Annotated in this window: 3 protein-coding genes; 2 read left to right on the plus strand and 1 reads right to left on the minus strand. The window is 46.5% G+C overall.

Translation table 11 applies throughout. The features are described from left to right. Positions 1 to 2 precede the first annotated feature (2 nt). Positions 3 to 284 carry a DUF2218 domain-containing protein gene (locus R7O12_RS12335; RefSeq protein ID WP_005376622.1) on the plus strand — a complete coding sequence of 94 codons (282 nt, stop codon included), beginning with the start codon at positions 3 to 5 and terminating at the stop codon, positions 282 to 284. An 88-nt stretch (positions 285 to 372) separates the two neighbouring features. Here the strand turns inward: R7O12_RS12335 and R7O12_RS12340 are convergent, their stop codons facing one another. Further along, on the minus strand, positions 373 to 624 hold the full coding sequence (locus R7O12_RS12340) for a YgjV family protein (protein WP_005376619.1): 252 nt from the start codon (positions 622 to 624) through the stop codon (positions 373 to 375). Positions 625 to 1,485: 861 nt separating this feature from the next. Between R7O12_RS12340 and R7O12_RS12345 the strand changes: the two genes are divergently transcribed. Then, complete coding sequence (locus R7O12_RS12345) at positions 1,486 to 20,103, plus strand: retention module-containing protein (protein WP_318125882.1); 18,618 nt, start codon at positions 1,486 to 1,488, stop codon at positions 20,101 to 20,103. Positions 20,104 to 20,212 lie beyond the last annotated feature (109 nt).

The raw sequence follows: 20,212 nt of genomic DNA on the forward strand, positions 1-20,212 counted from the left end.
TCATGATTAAAGAAAGCACCCGAATAGATAGCGAACACGCTGACAAATACTTAGTGACGCTTTGTCGGCATTTTGGACGAAAAGTTCCTGCTACTTGGAATGAAAATAGCGGTTTGGTGACATTTCCGACGGGAAAAGCTGAGTTTAACCTTTGTGCATCTAGCTTAACTATAACCTGTGAGGCGGATTCAGAAGAGAAACTGAATACGGTGAAGGCGATCATTTCATCGCATGTGGACATGTTTTCTCGTCGAGAAACACTAGCACTTAGCTGGGTTCGTTAGCGCTCGTTTAAGGATGCTGTGATAGAAAGGGAATGTTAAAAGCAAAAGCCCGCAATCTTATGATTTGCGGGCTTTTATTGTTTGAATGCTATTGCGCTTTCTCAGGCTCTAGGCTTTTTTTTTCCTGCTGCATTTTTGCTAGGAAGTAGATGTTAACGCAAGCAATAAAACCGTTAGTTAGTACTACAGGCCAAGAATCAATCATTAGTCCGTAAGCAGTAAATAGCGCACAACCAATAAAGTTAAGGATACGAAGCTTAACAATATCTTTCATAGTTAGCGAAATAGCGACCATGATTGAAGCTGCATAACCTAAAATCTCAACCATATTCATGTCCATTTTTTGACCCTCTTAAAATCTGCCGAATTTTGTCGGTACCAATTCTTCTCATCTTGAGATTAATGAGGAAGCTCCATGCCTCGAATGGTCTTTTTTTGTTGTATGGACGCACTATATCAATGGAAAAACCGTGATAAAAGCCTCAAATCAAGGTTAAGAGAAGGTTAGCGATTACGCAAACGTTTAGGACTGGAATTACTGATAATTTTACTTATTGTGTTGATTGATAATAACGATGACATTAATAGCTCAAACACCATTGAAAGTAAGGGAATATTTACATATGATTGAAAATGATAATTATTTTCAAGTGCTGTGTTTATGTATTTTATTATTAGCTTGCTCGTGTTTTTTTTGCTGTATATCAGAACAAAACCGAACTCGTGGTGTGCGGGGATTCATATCGTAAGCCACTTTTTTATCGTTGCATTTTGTCCTGCAATTTATGTTGTTCAATATTTAATCGTTACGTTTTTTTCGTCACCGATATTGATTAAGATGTCATCACGCTCCGGTGTATACAACATTCTCATTGCTTTTCTTCCATTATTGATCGCAACCGGCAGTCTGGCGTTTAGCTGAATGATTTCATCTCTCTTCTTTTCTTAAAACAACTACACTTAATCAGAATAAGGTATCAATTTCATATAATTATTCGATATCTACGCGTCAGCACATGTGTCACATTTCTGTGACTACGAGTAAGTTTTACTTATGTTGCTTGGTAGTAGGGTATTTATCGATTGTTTAATGATTCAATACTTAGTTTAATCGTATAAAGGTGTGCAGTATGCCGCACTAAATTAATAAGAAATTATCTAAAAAGGTTAATGGGAAACGTAAGCCATTAGCGGAGGTCAGATGAGTACGCACACGGTACCGCAGAGCGCGATTGTAAATGCTGTCAAAGGTGAAGTTTTGGTTTTGGGCCTGGATGGAAACGTTAAGGTCATAAAAGCGGGGGATGAGTTAAGACCTGGCGAGATTATTATCACAGAAAATAATGCTTCTCTCGACGTACAGATAAATAATGAGCTTTATCTGGTCGATGCAAATTGTGTTGCTTGTCTTCCTGTGCCTTCTTCTGAACCGTTAGAACCAGTATTGGTACAATCTCCAGTTAATGGCTTGGTGACTTTTGACCCAACGGCTATTGGAAGTGCTGACTTCGACGCCAACGATATTGCCGCTATCCAGCAAGCTATTTTAGACGGAGCTGACCCTACCGCTATCTTAGAAGCAACAGCTGCTGGCGCAGGTGCTGAAGGCTCGGCTAATGCTGGCTACGTGACGGTTGAATATAATAACCCGGAAGTACTCGCTTCTACTTTTTTTGAAACGTCTGCGACTCGCAGCGGAGAAGATGCTCGCGACGAAGATGACGGTTTGAATGTCACGATTTTTGCTGATGGTGGGCAGTCACTGCAATCTAGCGTAACAGAAGGCTCAATTTCTCTATCAAGCTACCCGCAAACCATTTCGTCTAGTGTGCTGGTTGAAGCAGGGGATCTCGCACTTGATACTGCTTCATTTGTACCCGAAACGTCTTCTTTAGAGTCTTTGTTGACTGAGCTTAACAGTGATATTACCTCTGGTGGTCAGCCAGTGGCGTTCGTTTATGACGAAGCGCAAAATGCCATTATCGGTACTCAAGAAGGTAACGAAGTGCTTCGTATCGAGATCGAAGCGACATCTGTAGGCCGTGATTTAGAGTTAGAAGTCGTTACCACGATTAGCCAGGGCGTTGACCATGTTGCGTCTGTTGCTGATGGCCAAGTATCGATCGTCGGTGATCAAATCAATATTGCTTTTGATATTACAGGTGCAGATATTGGTGGTAACAGCATTCAAGCGCCTATCGATTTTACGACAACCGTTATTGATGGCGATGATCCTGCGCCGCAAAACGTTACTTTTGAAAACGTTGAATCTTCTTCTACACCAATTACTGGCACCTTTGTTGATATTGGTAGTGATCAATTGGCAACGGTCACGTTTAATCAAGAAGGACTTAGTCAGTTCGATGGCCTACTGAGTGATAATCAGGCGACAGAAGCGGTACTCTCTGAAGACGGCAGTACTATCACCTTGTCCATTGCTGGCTCGAATGAAACCGTCTTAACCATCAGTCTGAATACTGATGGTACCTACCAATTTGAGCAATTTAAGCCGTTAGAACAAACAAACGGTGAAGATACGATTGAGCTCTCTTTACCAACCACAATCGTCGACTATGACCAAGATACGGCAAGCAACACCTTTACGATGACCATCCTCGATGGCGATAACCCAGTGATTGAGAACGTGACGGGCTTGTCTTTAGATGAGGCGGGGGTTGACCAAGGTTCACAGGAAGGCGCGGCAGTAACAAGTGGTACTGGGTCGATCACGACAGCGGTCGGAAGTGACATCATTGATCACTATGAGTTGGAACCTACAGAGTTCAATGTTGGTGGAGAACTCCAATCTCAAGGGCAGGTTGTTCAACTAGAACTAGCGTCCGAGAGTAACGGCGTACGTACTTACGAAGGCTTCATCGAGCTGGATGGTGTGCGTATTACCGTATTTGATGTGGCGATTGATGCACCTGCATTGGGCGAATACCAATTCAACTTGTATGAACAACTTGACCATACTGGTGCTAACGATGACTCGCTCACTTTCTCACTGCCAGTTTACGCGGTAGATGCGGATGGTGACCGCTCCTCTATTACCGAAGGTTCGAACACACCAGAAGCTGCGCAAATTGTCATTCAAGTTCAAGATGACGTTCCTTCGATTGATGGCGTTGATGCGCTAGCCGTCGATGAAGACGATTTATCAAGCATTGGCTCCGATCAAAGCGACTCTGTGTTCGCGCAAGGTAGCTTCACGACGACTCAGGGCTCAGACCGTGTTGTAAGTTATCAATTAGAGAGCGGCACTGATCCACTCAATGGGTTGGAATCGCAGGGGCGATCTATCTCTCTGACGGAAACAACCAATTCAGATGGCAGCTTTACCTATTCTGCAACGGCAGAAGGGGACGCTATCTTCACCTTACAAGTGAACCCTGACGGTTCTTATTCATTTACCCTTGAAGGTCCAATCGATCATGCTGTGGGTAGCGATAGCTTAACTCTAGACTTCACTATTGTCGCAACGGACTTTGACGGTGACACCAGTTCACTTGTTCTACCGGTAACCATTGCCGATGATGTGCCAACCATTAATGACGTTGTCGCTCTTACCGTCGATGAAGATGACTTAAGTTTGGTAGGCTCTGACCAATCACAGTCAACGCTGGTCGAAGGTCAGTTTACGACAACTCAAGGTTCTGATGGCGTCGTACAGTATCAGTTGGATGTAAACGCTGATTCTTTAAATGGCCTGCAATCTCAAGGTCAAACCGTTTCCATTGCCGAAACGCAAAATGCAGATGGCAGTTACACCTACAGCGCAACGGCAAATGGCAGTGCAGTTTTCACATTAATTTTGAATACCGACGGCTCGTACAGTTTTGAGCTGCAAGGTCCAATTGACCATGCGGCAAATAGCGACAGCTTAACCCTTGATTTTAGCGTTATTGCTACAGACTTCGATGGTGACACAAGCCAAATCGTATTGCCTGTTACCATCGTGGATGATAAGCCAACTATTACCGATGTTGATGCGATTACTGTTGATGAAGATGATTTAGGCACGATTGGTTCGGACCAGACTGACCCGATTTCTATTGATGGTAGCTTCACCACCACACAAGGCTCTGACCGAGTGGTAAGTTATCAGCTTGATGCTTCTGCAACACCAGTTGACGGCCTTACATCACAAGGCGTGGCAGTTACGCTGACTGAAACCGCAAACGCTGATGGCAGCTTTACTTACGAGGCGACAGCGGGTAGTGAAGCGGTCTTTACGCTGACGGTGAATACTGATGGTAGCTATAACTTCACGCTTGAAGGTCCAATCGACCACGCGGTAGATAGCGATGAGCTGACACTCAACTTCCCAATCATCGCAACAGACTTTGATGGCGACACCACAAATGCCACTATCCCAGTGACAATCGTGGACGATAAGCCTGTTATTACCGACGTCGACACCATTACGGTTGATGAAGATGATCTAGCGTCAATTGGCTCAGACCAAAGCAATCCAATTTCTATTGATGGCAACTTTACTACCACACAAGGCTCTGACCGAGTGGTGAGCTACCAACTCGATGCTTCAGCAACACCAGTGGACGGTTTAACATCGCAAGGCGTGGCTGTCACACTGATAGAAACCGCAAATGGTGATGGTAGTTTCACTTATGAAGCGACTGCGGGTGGCAACCCAGTATTTACTCTGACAGTAGATACTGATGGCTCTTACAACTTCACGCTAGAAGGGCCAATTGATCACGCGGTGGATAGTGATGAGCTGACACTCAACTTCCCAATTATCGCAACCGACTTCGATGGCGACACCGTTACTGAAACCATTCCAGTCACGATTGTTGATGATGTACCGACCATCACAGCGGTGGATGCGTTGAGTGTCGATGAAGATGACCTTAGCGGCGTGGGCTCAGACCAAACTGACGCTGTGTTCGTTGAAGGCGCGTTTACCACTATTCAAGGCTCTGACCGAGTGGTGAGCTATCAACTGGATTCAACGGCTGATCCTGTTGCGGGGCTAACGTCTCAAGGTGAGGCGATTACCTTGGTGGAAACCGCCAACGGTGATGGCAGCTTTACTTATGTGGCGACCGCAGACGGCAATCCGGTATTCACTTTAAACGTAGCAACAGATGGCACTTACGATTTTACGCTGCAAGGCCCGATTGACCATGCAGCTAACAGTGACAGCCTGACGATTGATTTCCCAATTATTGCCACCGATTTTGATGGTGATACGACTTCGGCAACCATTCCAGTCACGATTACGGATGATGCACCAATCATCGATAATGTTTTGCCTCTGGCTGTAGACGAAGATGATTTATCAGGTATTGGCTCAGACCAAACTGACGCTGTGTTTGTTGAAGGCGCGTTCACCACTACCCAAGGTTCAGACCGTGTGGTGAGCTACCAACTTGATTCAACTTCTGATCCTGTTTCGGGGCTAACCTCCCAAGGTGAGCCAGTTACTCTGGTAGAGACTGCGAATGCTGATGGCAGCTTTACTTACGTGGCTACCGCGGATGGCAATCCGGTTTTCACCATGAACGTGAATGCTGATGGCACATACAATTTCCGTCTGGAAGGGCCGGTCGATCACGCGTTAAACAGCGATGAATTAGTACTGAACTTCCCAATCATTGCAACAGACTTTGACGGCGATACGACGACCGCGACCATTCCCGTCACGATTACTGATGACGTTCCAACTATCGACAACGTTGTTCCACTCACGGTGGACGAAGATGATCTCGCCTCAATTGGCTCAGACCAAAACGATGATGCGTTTATGTCGGGTTCTTTCACCACAACTGAAGGCTCAGACAGCGTTGTTAAATACCAGCTTGATGCAACAGCAGATCCAGTATCTGGGTTGACCTCTCATGGTGAGCCTGTCGTGCTTGCTGAAACTGCTAACGGCGACGGTAGTTTTACTTACACAGCCACGGCAGATGGCAATGCCGTATTTGAATTGATTGTGAAGCCAGATGGCAGCTACAACTTTACACTGCAAGGTCCACTAGACCATGCGGTGAATAGCGACAGTCTGCAAATCGACTTCCCGATTATCGCAACAGACTTTGATGGCGACACCTCATCGGAGACGTTACCTGTCACTATCGTTGATGATAAACCAACCATCACTGACGTAGACGCAATCCGTGTGGATGAAGATGACCTAGCGACGATTGGCTCTGACGGCTCAGATCCAATTTCAATCGATGGCAACTTCACTACAACGCAAGGTTCTGATGGGGTAGTAAGCTACCAATTAGATACTGCTGCAACGCCAGTTGATGGCCTAACATCGCAAGGTGTGGCAGTGACGCTGACGGAAACTGCAAACGGCGACGGTAGCTACACTTATGAAGCGACAGCAGGAACTGAAGCCGTATTTACGCTGACCGTGAATACGGATGGTTCATACAACTTCACGCTTCAGGGGCCAATTGACCATGCGACAGACAGTGATGAGCTGACACTGAACTTCCCAATCATCGCGACGGATTTTGATGGTGATACCACCACAGAAACGATCCCAGTCACCATCGTGGATGATAAGCCGACCATTACCGATGTCGATGCGATTACCGTTGATGAAGATGATTTAGGCACGATTGGCTCAGATCAAACTGACCCGATTTCAATCGATGGCAACTTCACCACCACACAAGGCTCGGACCGAGTGGTGAGCTATCAGCTTGATGCTTCTGCAACACCAGTTGACGGCCTTACATCACAAGGCGTGGCCGTCACGCTGACTGAAACCGCAAACGGTGATGGCAGCTTTACTTACGAGGCGACAGCGGGTACTGAAGCGGTCTTTACGCTGACAGTGAATACTGATGGTAGCTATAACTTCACGCTTGAAGGTCCAATCGACCACGCAGTAGATAGTGATGAGTTGATACTGAACTTCCCAATCATCGCGACCGACTTTGATGGCGACACCACAAATGCCACTATCCCAGTGACGATCGTAGACGATAAGCCAGTTATTACTGACGTGGATTCCATTACGGTTGATGAAGATGATCTAGCGTCAATTGGCTCAGACCAAAGCAACCCGATTTCTATTGATGGTAACTTCACCACCACGCAAGGTTCAGACCGAGTGGTGAGCTACCAACTCGATGGCACATCAACACCAGTTGACGGTTTAACCTCGCAAGGTGTGGCTGTCACGCTAACAGAAACTGCAAATGGTGATGGCAGTTTTACCTACGAAGCAACAGCGGGCTCTGAAGCGGTCTTTACGCTGACTGTGAATACTGATGGCTCTTATAACTTCACGCTAGAAGGGCCGATTGATCACGCGGTTGATAGTGACGAGTTGACACTTAACTTCCCAATTATCGCAACCGACTTTGATGGCGACACCGTTACTGAAACCATTCCAGTCACGATTGTTGATGATGTACCGACCATCACAGCGGTGGATGCGTTGAGTGTCGATGAAGATGACCTTAGCGGTGTGGGCTCAGACCCAGGCGGCGATCTGTTCGTTGAAGGCGCGTTTACGACCACACAAGGCTCTGACCGAGTGGTGAGCTACCAACTGGATTCAACAGCAGATCCTGTTGCGGGGCTGACATCTCAAGGTGAGGCGATTACCTTGGTGGAAACCGCGAATGGTGACGGCAGTTTTACCTATGTGGCTACCGCTGACGGCAATCCTGTCTTCACGTTGAATGTCGCTACAGATGGTACGTACGACTTTACGCTGCAAGGCCCGATTGACCATGCCGCTAACAGAGACAGCCTGACGATTGATTTCCCAATTATTGCCACCGATTTTGATGGTGATACGACCACGGCAACCATTCCAGTCACCATTACGGATGATGCGCCAATCATCGATAATGTTGTGCCTCTGGCTGTTGATGAAGATGATTTATCAGGCATTGGCTCAGACCAAACTGACGCTGTGTTTGTTGAAGGCGCGTTTACGACTACTCAAGGTTCAGACCGAGTGGTGAGCTACCAACTTGATTCAACTTCTGATCCTGTTTCAGGTTTAACTTCTCAAGGTGAGCCTGTTACTTTGGTAGAGACTGCGAATGCTGATGGCAGCTTCACTTACGTGGCTACCGCGGATGGCAATCCGGTCTTCACCATGAATGTTAATGCTGATGGCACATACAATTTCCGCCTTGAAGGGCCGGTGGATCACGCGTTAAACAGCGATGAATTGGTTCTGAACTTCCCAATCATTGCAACAGACTTTGATGGCGATACGACAACCGCGACTATTCCAGTCACGATTACTGATGACGTTCCAACCATCGATAACGTTGTCCCACTAACAGTAGACGAAGATGACCTTGCCTCAATTGGCTCAGACCAAAACGATGATGCGTTTATGTCGGGCTCTTTCACCACAACTGAAGGCTCGGACAGTGTTGTTAAATACCAGCTTGATGCAACAGCAGATCCAGTAGCAGGGTTGACCTCTCAAGGTGAGCCTGTCGTGCTTGCTGAGACAACAAATGGTGATGGCAGCTTTACTTACACTGCCACAGCAGATGGCAATGCCGTATTTGAATTGGTTGTGAAGCCAGATGGCAGCTACACCTTTACCCTGCAAGGTCCATTAGACCATGCGGTGAATAGCGACAGCCTGCAAATCGACTTCCCGATTATCGCAACAGACTTTGATGGCGATACGTCGAAAGAAACACTGCCTGTTACCATCGTTGACGATAAACCAACCATCACTGACGTAGACGCGATCCGTGTGGATGAAGATGACTTAGCGACGATTGGCTCTGACGGCTCAGATCCAATTTCAATCGATGGCAACTTCACTACAACGCAAGGCTCTGATGGGGTGGTGAGTTACCAATTGGATGCTGCTGCAACGCCAGTTGATGGTCTAACATCGCAAGGTGTGGCAGTGACCCTGACGGAAACTGCAAACGGTGATGGTAGCTTCACTTACCAAGCGACGGCAGGTTCTGAGTCGGTCTTCACGCTAACAGTAAACACGGATGGCTCATACAATTTCACGCTTCAAGGTCCAATCGACCATGCGGTAGACAGTGATGAGCTGACGCTGAACTTCCCAATCATCGCGACGGATTTTGATGGTGATACCACCACAGAAACGATCCCAGTCACCATTGTGGATGATAAGCCGACCATTACCGATGTCGATGCGATTACCGTTGATGAAGATGACCTAGGCACGATTGGCTCAGATCAGACTGGCCCGATTTCAATCGATGGCAACTTCACTACCACACAAGGCTCGGACCGAGTGGTAAGTTATCAGCTTGACGCGTCTGCAACACCAGTGGCTGGCCTTACATCACAAGGCGTGGCAGTCACACTGACGGAAACCGCAAATGGTGATGGCAGCTTTACTTACGAGGCGACAGCGGGTACTGAAGCGGTCTTTACTCTGATAGTGAATACTGATGGTAGTTACAACTTCACGCTTGAAGGTCCAATCGACCACGCAGTAGATAGTGATGAGTTGACACTGAACTTCCCAATCATCGCAACAGACTTTGATGGCGATACCTCTGCTGAGACAATTCCTGTCAAGATCGTTGATGACAAGCCGACACTTGGTGGAATCGAAGCAACAAGTGTGCAAACGGTTGATGAGGATGATATCCCAACAATCGGATCTGATGGTACACAGTCGAACAGCATTGCCGGTAACTTCATCGCGACTGATGGTTCTGATGGCATTGTCGAGTACAGCGTTTCTGACCTAACGACGCCAGTACAAGGCCTGACCTCTGGTGGTCAATCTCTGGTTATGGTTGAAGTATCAAACGCAGGTGGCGTTTCAGTTTACGAAGCTCGTATTGATGGCACGACGACACCAGTATTCCGTGTAACCCTCGATGCCTCTGATGACAGCTACACGTTCGATTTGCTCGCTCCTCTCGATCATCCAAATGCTGATGGCCAGAATGAACTGATCATAAATTTACCGATAAACGCGACTGACTTTGATGGAGACGTGTCGAACAACATCACCTTACCAATTACGGTTGTGGATGATGTTCCGACCATTGATGGTTTGCTAGCAGGCAGCGAACAAACCGTTGATGAAGATGACCTACCAGCAGGTACGGATGCTGCAAGTGCAGAAGATACTGTTATTTCAGGTACTTTTGATATCACCGAAGGTGCTGACCAAGTTGCTTCTATTCAGCTGAGTGACCTGACCACGCCAGTTGCGTCACTGACTTCAGATGGTGACGCTATCACCTTAGTTCTGTCTTCTAGCGCAAACGGCGTGAACGTATACCAAGGTGTCGCTGGCAATCCTGCTGAAGTGGTTTTCGAACTGACGTTGGATGCAACGAACAACACCTACGAGTTCGATTTACAGAAGCCGCTTGATCATCCAGATGGTAATCAGCAAAACGAGATTGTTATTAACCTCCCTGTGACGGCGACAGATAATGATGGTGATACTTCACCAGCCTTCACATTGCCAATTACCGTTGTGGACGATGTTCCAGTTGTTACCAATATTGAAAGTCTACGTGTCGACGAAGATGACTTACCTCTTGGTTCTGATGGCACTAAAGAGCCGTTAACGGTATCAGGTGAATTCGAAGTCACTAGCGCAGATGGTATTGATGCTTTCGAATTGGATCTGAGCTCAAATCCTATTCCGAACCTGAAATCGGGTGGAGAAGAGGTAACACTTTCTCAAGACGTTGGCGCTTCAACTGCTGACGCGCTTGTTTACGTGGGACAAACTCCGGGTGGAGTGACGGTCTTCACGTTGACACTTCATCAAGATGGTAAATACGACTTTGAGTTATCTGGTCAGTTAGATCACGCGGTTAACTCTGATGAGATTTTGTTGAATCTACCTGTGAAGATCACGGATGGCGACAACGATACCATCACTGCGACCTTGCCAGTTACGATCGTAGATGACAAACCAACCATTGATGCTATTAGCTCTGGTAGTACCTTGTCTGTGGATGAGGATGATATTCCAAGCCAAGGTTCGGACGACACGCCAGAATCCAATATCATTGGTGGCAACTTTGACGTTACTGATGGTGCCGACTCTATCGTTAGCTTCCAGTTGGATAGTTTAACATCGCCTGTTTCTGGCCTTACCTCAGGTGGTCAACCGCTTGAGTTGGTTGAGTTTTCAAATTCAAACGGTGTGATTGAGTACCGAGCTTATGTACAAGGTACGACGGACACCGTCTTTAAACTGACGCTAAATGGTTCAGCAGACAGTTATGAATTTGAACTGTTGGGTGCACTTGATCATCCTGCGGGTAACGATGAAAACTCGTTGGTCATTAACTTCCCAGTCAACGCGACTGATTTTGATGGCGATGTGTCCAATAACATCACCTTGCCGATCACCGTGGTGGACGATGTCCCAGCGATTGTGAAAGTGACAGACTCTAGCCAACAAACCGTTGATGAAGATGATCTTTCCGGTGGCTCTGACACGACAAGTAGTGATTCAACGGTATTGAACGGCGGATTTGAGGTCGTTGCTGGTGCAGACAAGATTGTCAGCTACCAAGTTTCAGACCTCGATGCAGTCGTGTCTGGTTTAACGTCGAACGGCAGCAGCATCGAGTTGAATCTAGTAAGCACGAATGGTGGAATAACCAGTTACGAAGCGGTTATTACTGGCACATCAACTAAGATCTTCACGCTGTCTCTTGATGCGAATAATGACAGCTACCAATTTGAGCTGTTGGGACCAATCGACCATGACGCTGTTCAAGGTGAAAACAACCTTGTCATTGATATTCCAATTACAGTAACAGACTTTGATGGTGACACGTCATCATCACTGAATCTTCCAATTACCGTAGTTGATGACATTCCCGAAATTAAATCAGCAGATGCTTTGGCTGTTGATGAGGATGACCTTGCCAACGGCTCTCAGGCAACCAACAAAGACAGCCTAGAAGCAACGGGCAATTTCGATACGGTGGAAGGGGCAGATACCGTTGTCTCTTATCAGCTGGATCTTACTTCTAACCCGATACCAGGAGTAACTTCAGGTGGTTTTGCGGTGACGTTAGTTCAAACCGCGGTAAGCAACAACAACTTTACTTATCAAGGTCAAACACCTGATGGTAACTCAGTGTTCACACTAGTTTTGAACGCTGACGGCTCTTACAAGTTTACGCTTGAGGGTGCGCTAGATCACTCAACTCAAGGCGAAGATACACTCATACTTGATCTCCCAGTCTTTGCGACCGATGTCGATGGTGATACGGCAGGTATTAACTTACCAGTGACGATTACCGATGATGTTCCAACCTTGCACGATGCATCTATTTCGCGTGTTGAGGGGCAAGGCAGCCGCACGGTTCGTTTATTCCGAGACCCTGTAGAGGGGGATGATGACCTTGGTGCTGACGGCGCACAAGTGACTTCATTCTCGGCTGATGATTCAGGCATTTACTTTAAGCAAAACGGTGTTGATTCTGATTCTGTCGATTTGAACGGCAGCGACCAAGTCGTATTTGTTCACAAGGTTCTTGACGGAGTGGATACTGAAATCGGTCGTTTGGTTGTTCGAACCGATGGCAGTGTGTCATTCCGTCCGAATGACGACCTTGACCATACCGAAACCGACTCGATTGATTTCACCATCAACGTTGTTGCAACCGATGGTGATGGCGATATCGCAGATGCCGATGTGGATATCTCGATAAGAGACCGCAATGCGCAAATTGACACGTCTACCGTTACTGCGTTCGAAGACCAAGGGCGTGATGGTGTCGTTGTGGGCGTTGACTCTGCAAATACTCAGGACAACTTGTCGACGCTGGATGTTAGCCCTGCGAAAGTCGACTTGGTTATCAATTTACACGATATCGACCGTAACGAGAGCTTAGGTGACATCACTATTCGAGATGCTGATACTCACAACGGTACGTTCTACTACAGAGACGGCAGTGGCAACTACATTGAATTAACATCTGTGGGCAATACGGTTGTTCTCGACGCATCAAATGTTGAGCAGTCATTCAATGGTGAGCTTGTCTCGCTAGATAACTTGTACTTCGTACCAGATCGTCATACATCAACCGATCCTTCTGGTATCGATCCTCGTATCCGCGTGGAAATTCTTAACAATGGTACGCCAGATCATACGATTAATGGTCGTTTAGACATTGAAGTTGCTGCCGTTGCAGATATTGCAACGTGGACGGCAAGCAGCGAATTTAACTACTCGGTTGATGAAGATGGAAACAATGTCGCACTTAACATCACGGCTGAAACCCAAGACACTAGTAACCCTGAAGGCATTGTGTACGAGCTTGTCTTTACACAAGGAGAAGGTAACGCAGAGTTAGTCTATTCAGATGGTAGTGCGATACCAAAATCCAGTGGTGTTTATCTGGTGGATGCAAGCCGAATTGATGAAGTTCAAGTTGATCCGATAGATAACTTCTCGAGCGAAATCAGAATTGATGTCACCGCTATTACGACGGAAAACAACAATCCACTGCTTGGGAAAGATACCGCTCGCTCAGAAACCGAAACCATCATTATTGATGTAAACCCAGTTGCGGATAAAGGTAGTTTTACTGTAAACCGAATTAATGTGTTTGAGGATAATGCTCGAACTCAAAATACGGTAGACCCTGTCACTGATCACGACCCACTCCAATTAAGTGAAGTGATCACCATGAAACCATCAGCGGACTTAGATGGTTCTGAAGCGTTATTTGTGCGCATTTCTAACTTCTCAATTGATGGGGTTACTTTGGTGTGGCTGGACTCAGCAAACCCAAGTCAGATAGTAGAAGTGACCGACTCAGGCGGCAATGTACTTTATTACGAAGTGCCAGAGTCTGAATTAGCGAACGTCGAAGTTCTTCCTCCGTTGCACAGCAATGATGACTTTACTTTCAATGTCGAAGGCATTGTGAAAGACACAGCATCATTGTCTACCGGTACGACAGAAGATGTGTTGTCACTGGGCAGTAAGACTGTCATCGTTGGTGTAAAAGGTGTTGCTGACATACCAGACACGGTATTAATTGACGCGGGGAACGTTTGGAACCGATTCGTAGACGGAGATGTGGCCGGGATAGAGACGACTATTGAAGAGAATGGTGTTGTAAACCTCAACTTCTCGGTTGTATCAGGTGAAGTTGCCGATAGACCTCTGGATGATTCAGAAGCCATTACTGTTATCCTGTCCAACATCCCCGATGGTGTTCGTGTCGTAGATTCAGACGGTTCAAGCGTTGACCTCACCTTTGTTGGCTATGATGGTAACGGTCAACCGATTTACGAAGCAAACATCACTGGGCTGAATTTTAATTCCGGTATTCAAATTATTCCAGAAGCCTCTTCAACCGAAAACATTGCGATTACAGGGACGATCATTGTTACCGAAAATGATGGTCATAGTCGTGTGATTGAAAGAGAGGTAAGGATCAAGGTCGAACCCGTTATTGACGCTCAAGATAACTACGTTGTTCGATCTGAGGGAGATGAAGATACGCGCTTTGACATCGATTGGAAACCGACGCTCGTACAAAGCCCTGATACCGATGAATTCTTTAGTGATGTAACCATCTCTGGATTTCCTCCAGGCAGCACGGTCTATGTAGATGGTGTGGCACAAACGCTTGTTTCTGGAACACTAACGCTTTCACCGCAAGCCGGTGAATCAGAGCAAGATTTTTCCGCTAAAATCTCTCAAAGTGGCTATGTTCAAGTCCAGTTGGAGCAGGATTCAAGTACTGACTTTGACTTGACCACGACCGTCACTGTGAAAGAGATTGACCATGAATATGTTGACGCTTCGAATCCCGGTGAAGGTATCGCTGAGAAAACCATCAATGGTACGGTGAATGTCCAAGTTAATCCAATCGTTGAGCCAGAGGATAAAACGGGGGCAATAGATGACCAAACCCGTCTGCTTGTCACTGAAAGTGGTGGTGGTGCTACCGATATCGTGAAGTCAGACGATCAAGGTAACATTGACTTTACGATCAACACTTCTATGGGGGGCGAATCTGGTGCTCATATCATTAAATATCAAGAGTTTGATGTGTCTTCAGATGAAGTGGTGACTCAACTTGTTGTTCAATTTCACAATGTGGACCCTGAGATCCTCAACCAATTGGTTATCGTCGGTGCACTAAATGAAGGTGGAGGTCGTTGGACAGTAACCAATGAAGACAACTTCTCAATTAAAGCGCCGTCTGGACTTGATTTAACACCAAACGATGACAGTGACGATGGCGATAACGGTGGTCTCTCTCAAATTGGCTTAACCATTTACGCAGAAGTAAATGATTTGGGCGAGGATTTGGGCAACGAAAGAGATGCGACGGTCGTGCGTCAAACGGATGTGACACTAGAGTTTCCAACCGTCCTCACACCGAAAATGAGTGTAGCGGCAGAGATTCAGGTGGCTGATGATGTCCAAATTCAAGCGTTGGAAGACAATTCTATTAACCTTGGTGCTCAGTTGACGTCGAAAGTCGATGCGATTAATGCAGATGGTGTGGAAGATGTCTTAACTATTATCGTCGACCCGACAGCTCCTGGCATTCCTCCTGGTTTGGTGATCACGGGGACGGATGTTGATTTTGTCAATGGTAAATACGTGTTCCAAGCCCATATCGATGCGAGTGGAAATATTACTGGCCTTGATGGCTTGACGATGCACTTGGCAGAAGATTACGCAGGTGATTTCGAATTACCAATTCGGTTTGTCACTAAAGACACTGAGTCCGGTGATGAAAAAGAAAATAATGTCCAGTTTCCAGTTCAGGTTTTACCGGTTGCAGACGTTCCGAGTTCAGCCGGGGATCAGCCGTTGGATAGCGATGTCACACCAAATGTAAGAGTAGATATCGTCGGTACTTTCGGCTTGGATGCAAACAAACAACCTGTGACTGATCTAAATAACGACGTTCCCACGGCGGATGGTGTTGGTTACGAAGATGGCTTAATCCAACTTAACTTGAGTGTTGATTTTGCCGATCAATTTAACAACACTCAAGGTGGTCGAGAAACACTAACGAACATCAAGTTAGAGCTTGATGACACAACATTAGGTGAGTTTGTTGATGCCAATGGTAACAGCTTAGGAACCAGTATTGAGTTTAATGAAGCTGAGATTTTAGCTGGTGCGCTTGACAATGTTCTGTTTAAGCCAAAAGAAAATTACCCCGTAGGTGGTGGCCAAAATACCGTCAAGATTAATATCGAGGGAGAAATTACTGATGAAGCTGTGTTTGATCAGTCTATCTTGAATAACTCTGGCGATAATATAGATGTGAGAACCTTCACTGACGATGTCACATTTGAAGTTACGCCAGTCGTTGATGACATTACCATTATAGGTGCCGATCCGACGCAGCCAATCACGGTGATTGGTGACGAAGATACTTTAATTTCGCTGAATCAATCGGGCTCTGGTGTTTCGATCAGCCTGAACGATAATGACGGTTCTGAGAGTTTCGTTTCACTCAAGTTAACGGGGCTTCCTGATGACTTTATCGTTAAATCCAATTCCTCTGATTATGTTGTTAAGAACAACGGTGGGGGCGAATGGAGTATTCAACTAAAAGATCTCACTCAGACGTCCATTGACCTGAGTGACATCCAAATTAAACCGCCAAAACACTTTAGTGGCGAGGCTGAGATAGGTATTACGGTCTTCATTCAAGAGGAGTTGCTACAAGTTCCAACGGAACGAAACAACAACTTTACGCTTATTGTCAATCCTATTGGTGATGATGTTGATGTGAATCCCGATACTTCGGCTGCAGGTAATGAGGGCGAAGACATTGTTATTAATGTAAATGCGTTAGTGGTTGATAACAAAGAGTCCATCGGAGATGGTGCAAACTACCAGGAAAATGATCCAGAGACGCTGAGAGTTGAGGTCTCCAATGTCCCTGATGGGGCGAGTGTTTCATTACCTGATGGGACAGTGTTTACTGACCAAGGCGGCGGCATTTTTGTCTTAGAAATCAATGCTCAAGACTTGGATCAAGTGGTGTTTAATTCTGGGGATCGCAACGATAACTCATGGGATGGTTCGCTGCATTTCAAAGTGCAAGCCGTTGATACTGGGCTCGATGGCAGTCAAAGCTTGGGCTCCGCAGAGGAGTTTGATGTCACTGTTGATGTTGAAGCAGTGAACGATCGTCCAGAGTTCGTCAATACCGTGGATGTGGAAACACCAGAAGATACGCCAATGCTGCTTGATGGTTTCAGCATTACCGATATTGATGCCGTACTCGATGATCCGAATGCTGAATACGTACTCAATGTGAACGTCGACAGCGGTATCTTGGAGCTTAATCCAACGCTCATCGCTACTTACAACCTAACCGTGAGCGGTGATGGTACGGACTCCGTTGAACTGAAAGGCACAGTGGCCGATCTAAACAATGCCATTGCAGACGGTCTGATTGAGTTTAATCCAGACCTGAACTTCTTTGGTGACGTTCAGGTGGACGTGACAGTCGATGACCAAGGTAATGAAGGTATCGTCATTGGTGGGGTAGATGACACCCTAAATACCAACAGCAGCAGCTTCAATATTGAAGTGACAGCGGTGAATGATACCCCAGAAACTACGCCAGTGACGCTACCGGATATTGAAGAAGATAGTGGTGTGTTCTCCATCTCTGAAGCGGATCTTATTGCGAATGCGACAGACGTAGAGAACGATAACCTCACGGTCAGCAATGTTCAGTTAACGGATCCGAATTCGGGCAGCATTACTTTCAACAGTGGCACGGGAGAGTGGGAATTTACCCCAGCACCAGATTACAACGGTCCAGTTGAAATCACGTACACCATTACAGATGATGGCACGACAAATGGTGCATCAGATCCTAAATCGGTTAACGGCAGCGCATCGTTCAACGTAACGGAAGTCAATGATGCTCCAACGACGTCTGAAGTGACACTTTCTGATATCGCAGAAGACAGTACGGCGGTTGATATTACCCAAGCTGATTTGTTGGCGAATGCGTCTGATATTGAAAACGACACCTTGATGGTGAGCAATGTCCAGTTGGTTGATCCAAGCAGCGGCACATTGGATTTCGACAACGTAACAGGTACATGGTCATTTACTCCTGCGCCTGGCTACAACGGCAAGGTCGATTTGACCTACGACATTACCGACAACGGTACAACGAACGGTGTTTCAGATCCTCAAACGGTGTCAGGAACGGCGACCTTCGAAGTCACTGAGGTGAACGATGCACCGGTAACATCAGAGGTAACGTTGAGTAGTACCGAAGAAGATGGTGGTTCGGTAACTATTACGGCTACTGAGTTGCTGAGCAACGCAAGTGATCCTGAGTCAGACAACTTGACCGTCGATAATGTTGCGTTAGTGGACCCAGCTTCCGGCACGCTGACTCAAGTGAGTGCGACAGAGTGGACGTTTGAACCCGCAGCAGATTTCTTTGGTGACGTTAATTTCACTTATGAAATCACAGATGACGGAACCACTAACGGCGCTCCAGACCCAATTACAATCGCGGGCACAGCAGTGTTGAATGTTGAAGCGACCAATGACGCACCTGAAATCACTGCAACATCGGTAACGGATACGATCAACGAAGCCGATGGCCAGAAAATAACGGGTATTAGTGTAAGTGACATCGACTTCACTGGTGCGCAGGCGAATGAAATCATGACGGTGACTCTTACAGTTACCGAGGGCGACCTTCGTGTCGAGCCGCCAGCAGGTAGTGGTGTGACTGTTGGGGCGGGGATGGCTGGTGAAATCACCCTAATGGGCACACCAGATAATATTAACTCCGTTCTTGGAGCAACAGACGCTTCTGAGGGTGTATTTGTGGATGCAGGAGATGTCAACGCAGCTTCAATCACTTTATCGGTGAAAGTCGAAGACAACGGCGTGTACTTCGAAAATGCGGGTACCGCATTGGAAGCGAATCAAGATTTCACTATCAATGTGACACCTGTAGCTGATGCACCTACATTGAGTATCAATCCTCAGTTTAATTACATTCGTCAAATTGCGGCTAGCCAAACCGCGAGCAGTCAAGGTTTAGCGATTGTCGGAATCATGGCGGCGCTTACTGATATTGCCGAGGTGCTGTCTTTGGAGCTAACGGGCGTACCAGCTAGTGCTGAGGTAACAAGTGGCGTTTCTCCATCAGGTATTAGCTTCGATGGTACCACTTGGACAGTACCAAGCGATGAAATTGATACGCTAGAAATTGTCGCAACAGATACTAACAGTGGTATTGATGTCGGTTCTTACGATATTTCGCTTACGGCGATATCAACGGAATCTAATGGCGATGAAGCGCAGTCTTCACCTGTCCAAATTAGTTTGGATGTGAGTAGTGATAGCGACGATATTGACCAGTCAACCGCAGTGGACGACAGCTATTTAGTCGGCGGAGACACAGGTATCAACTTGATTGGTGGAGACGGTGACGACGTTATTCTGGGTGGTGATGGTGATGACGTGCTTATCGGTGGCTTAGGTTCAGATATCTTAACGGGTGGAGACGGCAGCGATATCTTCAAGTGGACGGTAGATTCCGTTGATGAAGGGGCAGTGGATACCATTACTGACTTCACTGTTAACGAAGACAGTATCGATTTACGTGAAGTTATCTCTGATCTCAATAACTCAATGATCGACATGGATGATCTGCTTGGTCACATTTCAGCAGACTACGATGCATCGACGGAAAGTGTTTCTCTGAACATTACGACGGATGCAAATGTTCAGCAGACTATTGTCGTGGAAAACTTAGGTACTTCAATCGACTTCAACGGTCTCAGCTCCAACGAGATTGTAGAGTCATTGCTGAACAACGGTGTTATTGATAACGGATAAACCTGTATACAACACAAAAATGGGCGGCTCTGATAAGCCGCCCATTTTTTTCGGGAACGCTTGATTTTAAACAGGAGATATTTGAATCGAAATAGAAAGCAAGAACGAA

Source organism: Vibrio sp. Vb1574, assembly GCF_033338675.1.

Excerpts from the sequence above, each read along its gene's own strand:
- R7O12_RS12335 (WP_005376622.1), top strand. The coding sequence starts at position 3 with ATGATTAAAGAAAGCACCCGAATAGATAGCGAACACGCTGACAAATAC.
- R7O12_RS12340 (WP_005376619.1), bottom strand. The coding sequence starts at position 624 with ATGGACATGAATATGGTTGAGATTTTAGGTTATGCAGCTTCAATCATG.
- R7O12_RS12345 (WP_318125882.1), top strand. The coding sequence starts at position 1,486 with ATGAGTACGCACACGGTACCGCAGAGCGCGATTGTAAATGCTGTCAAA.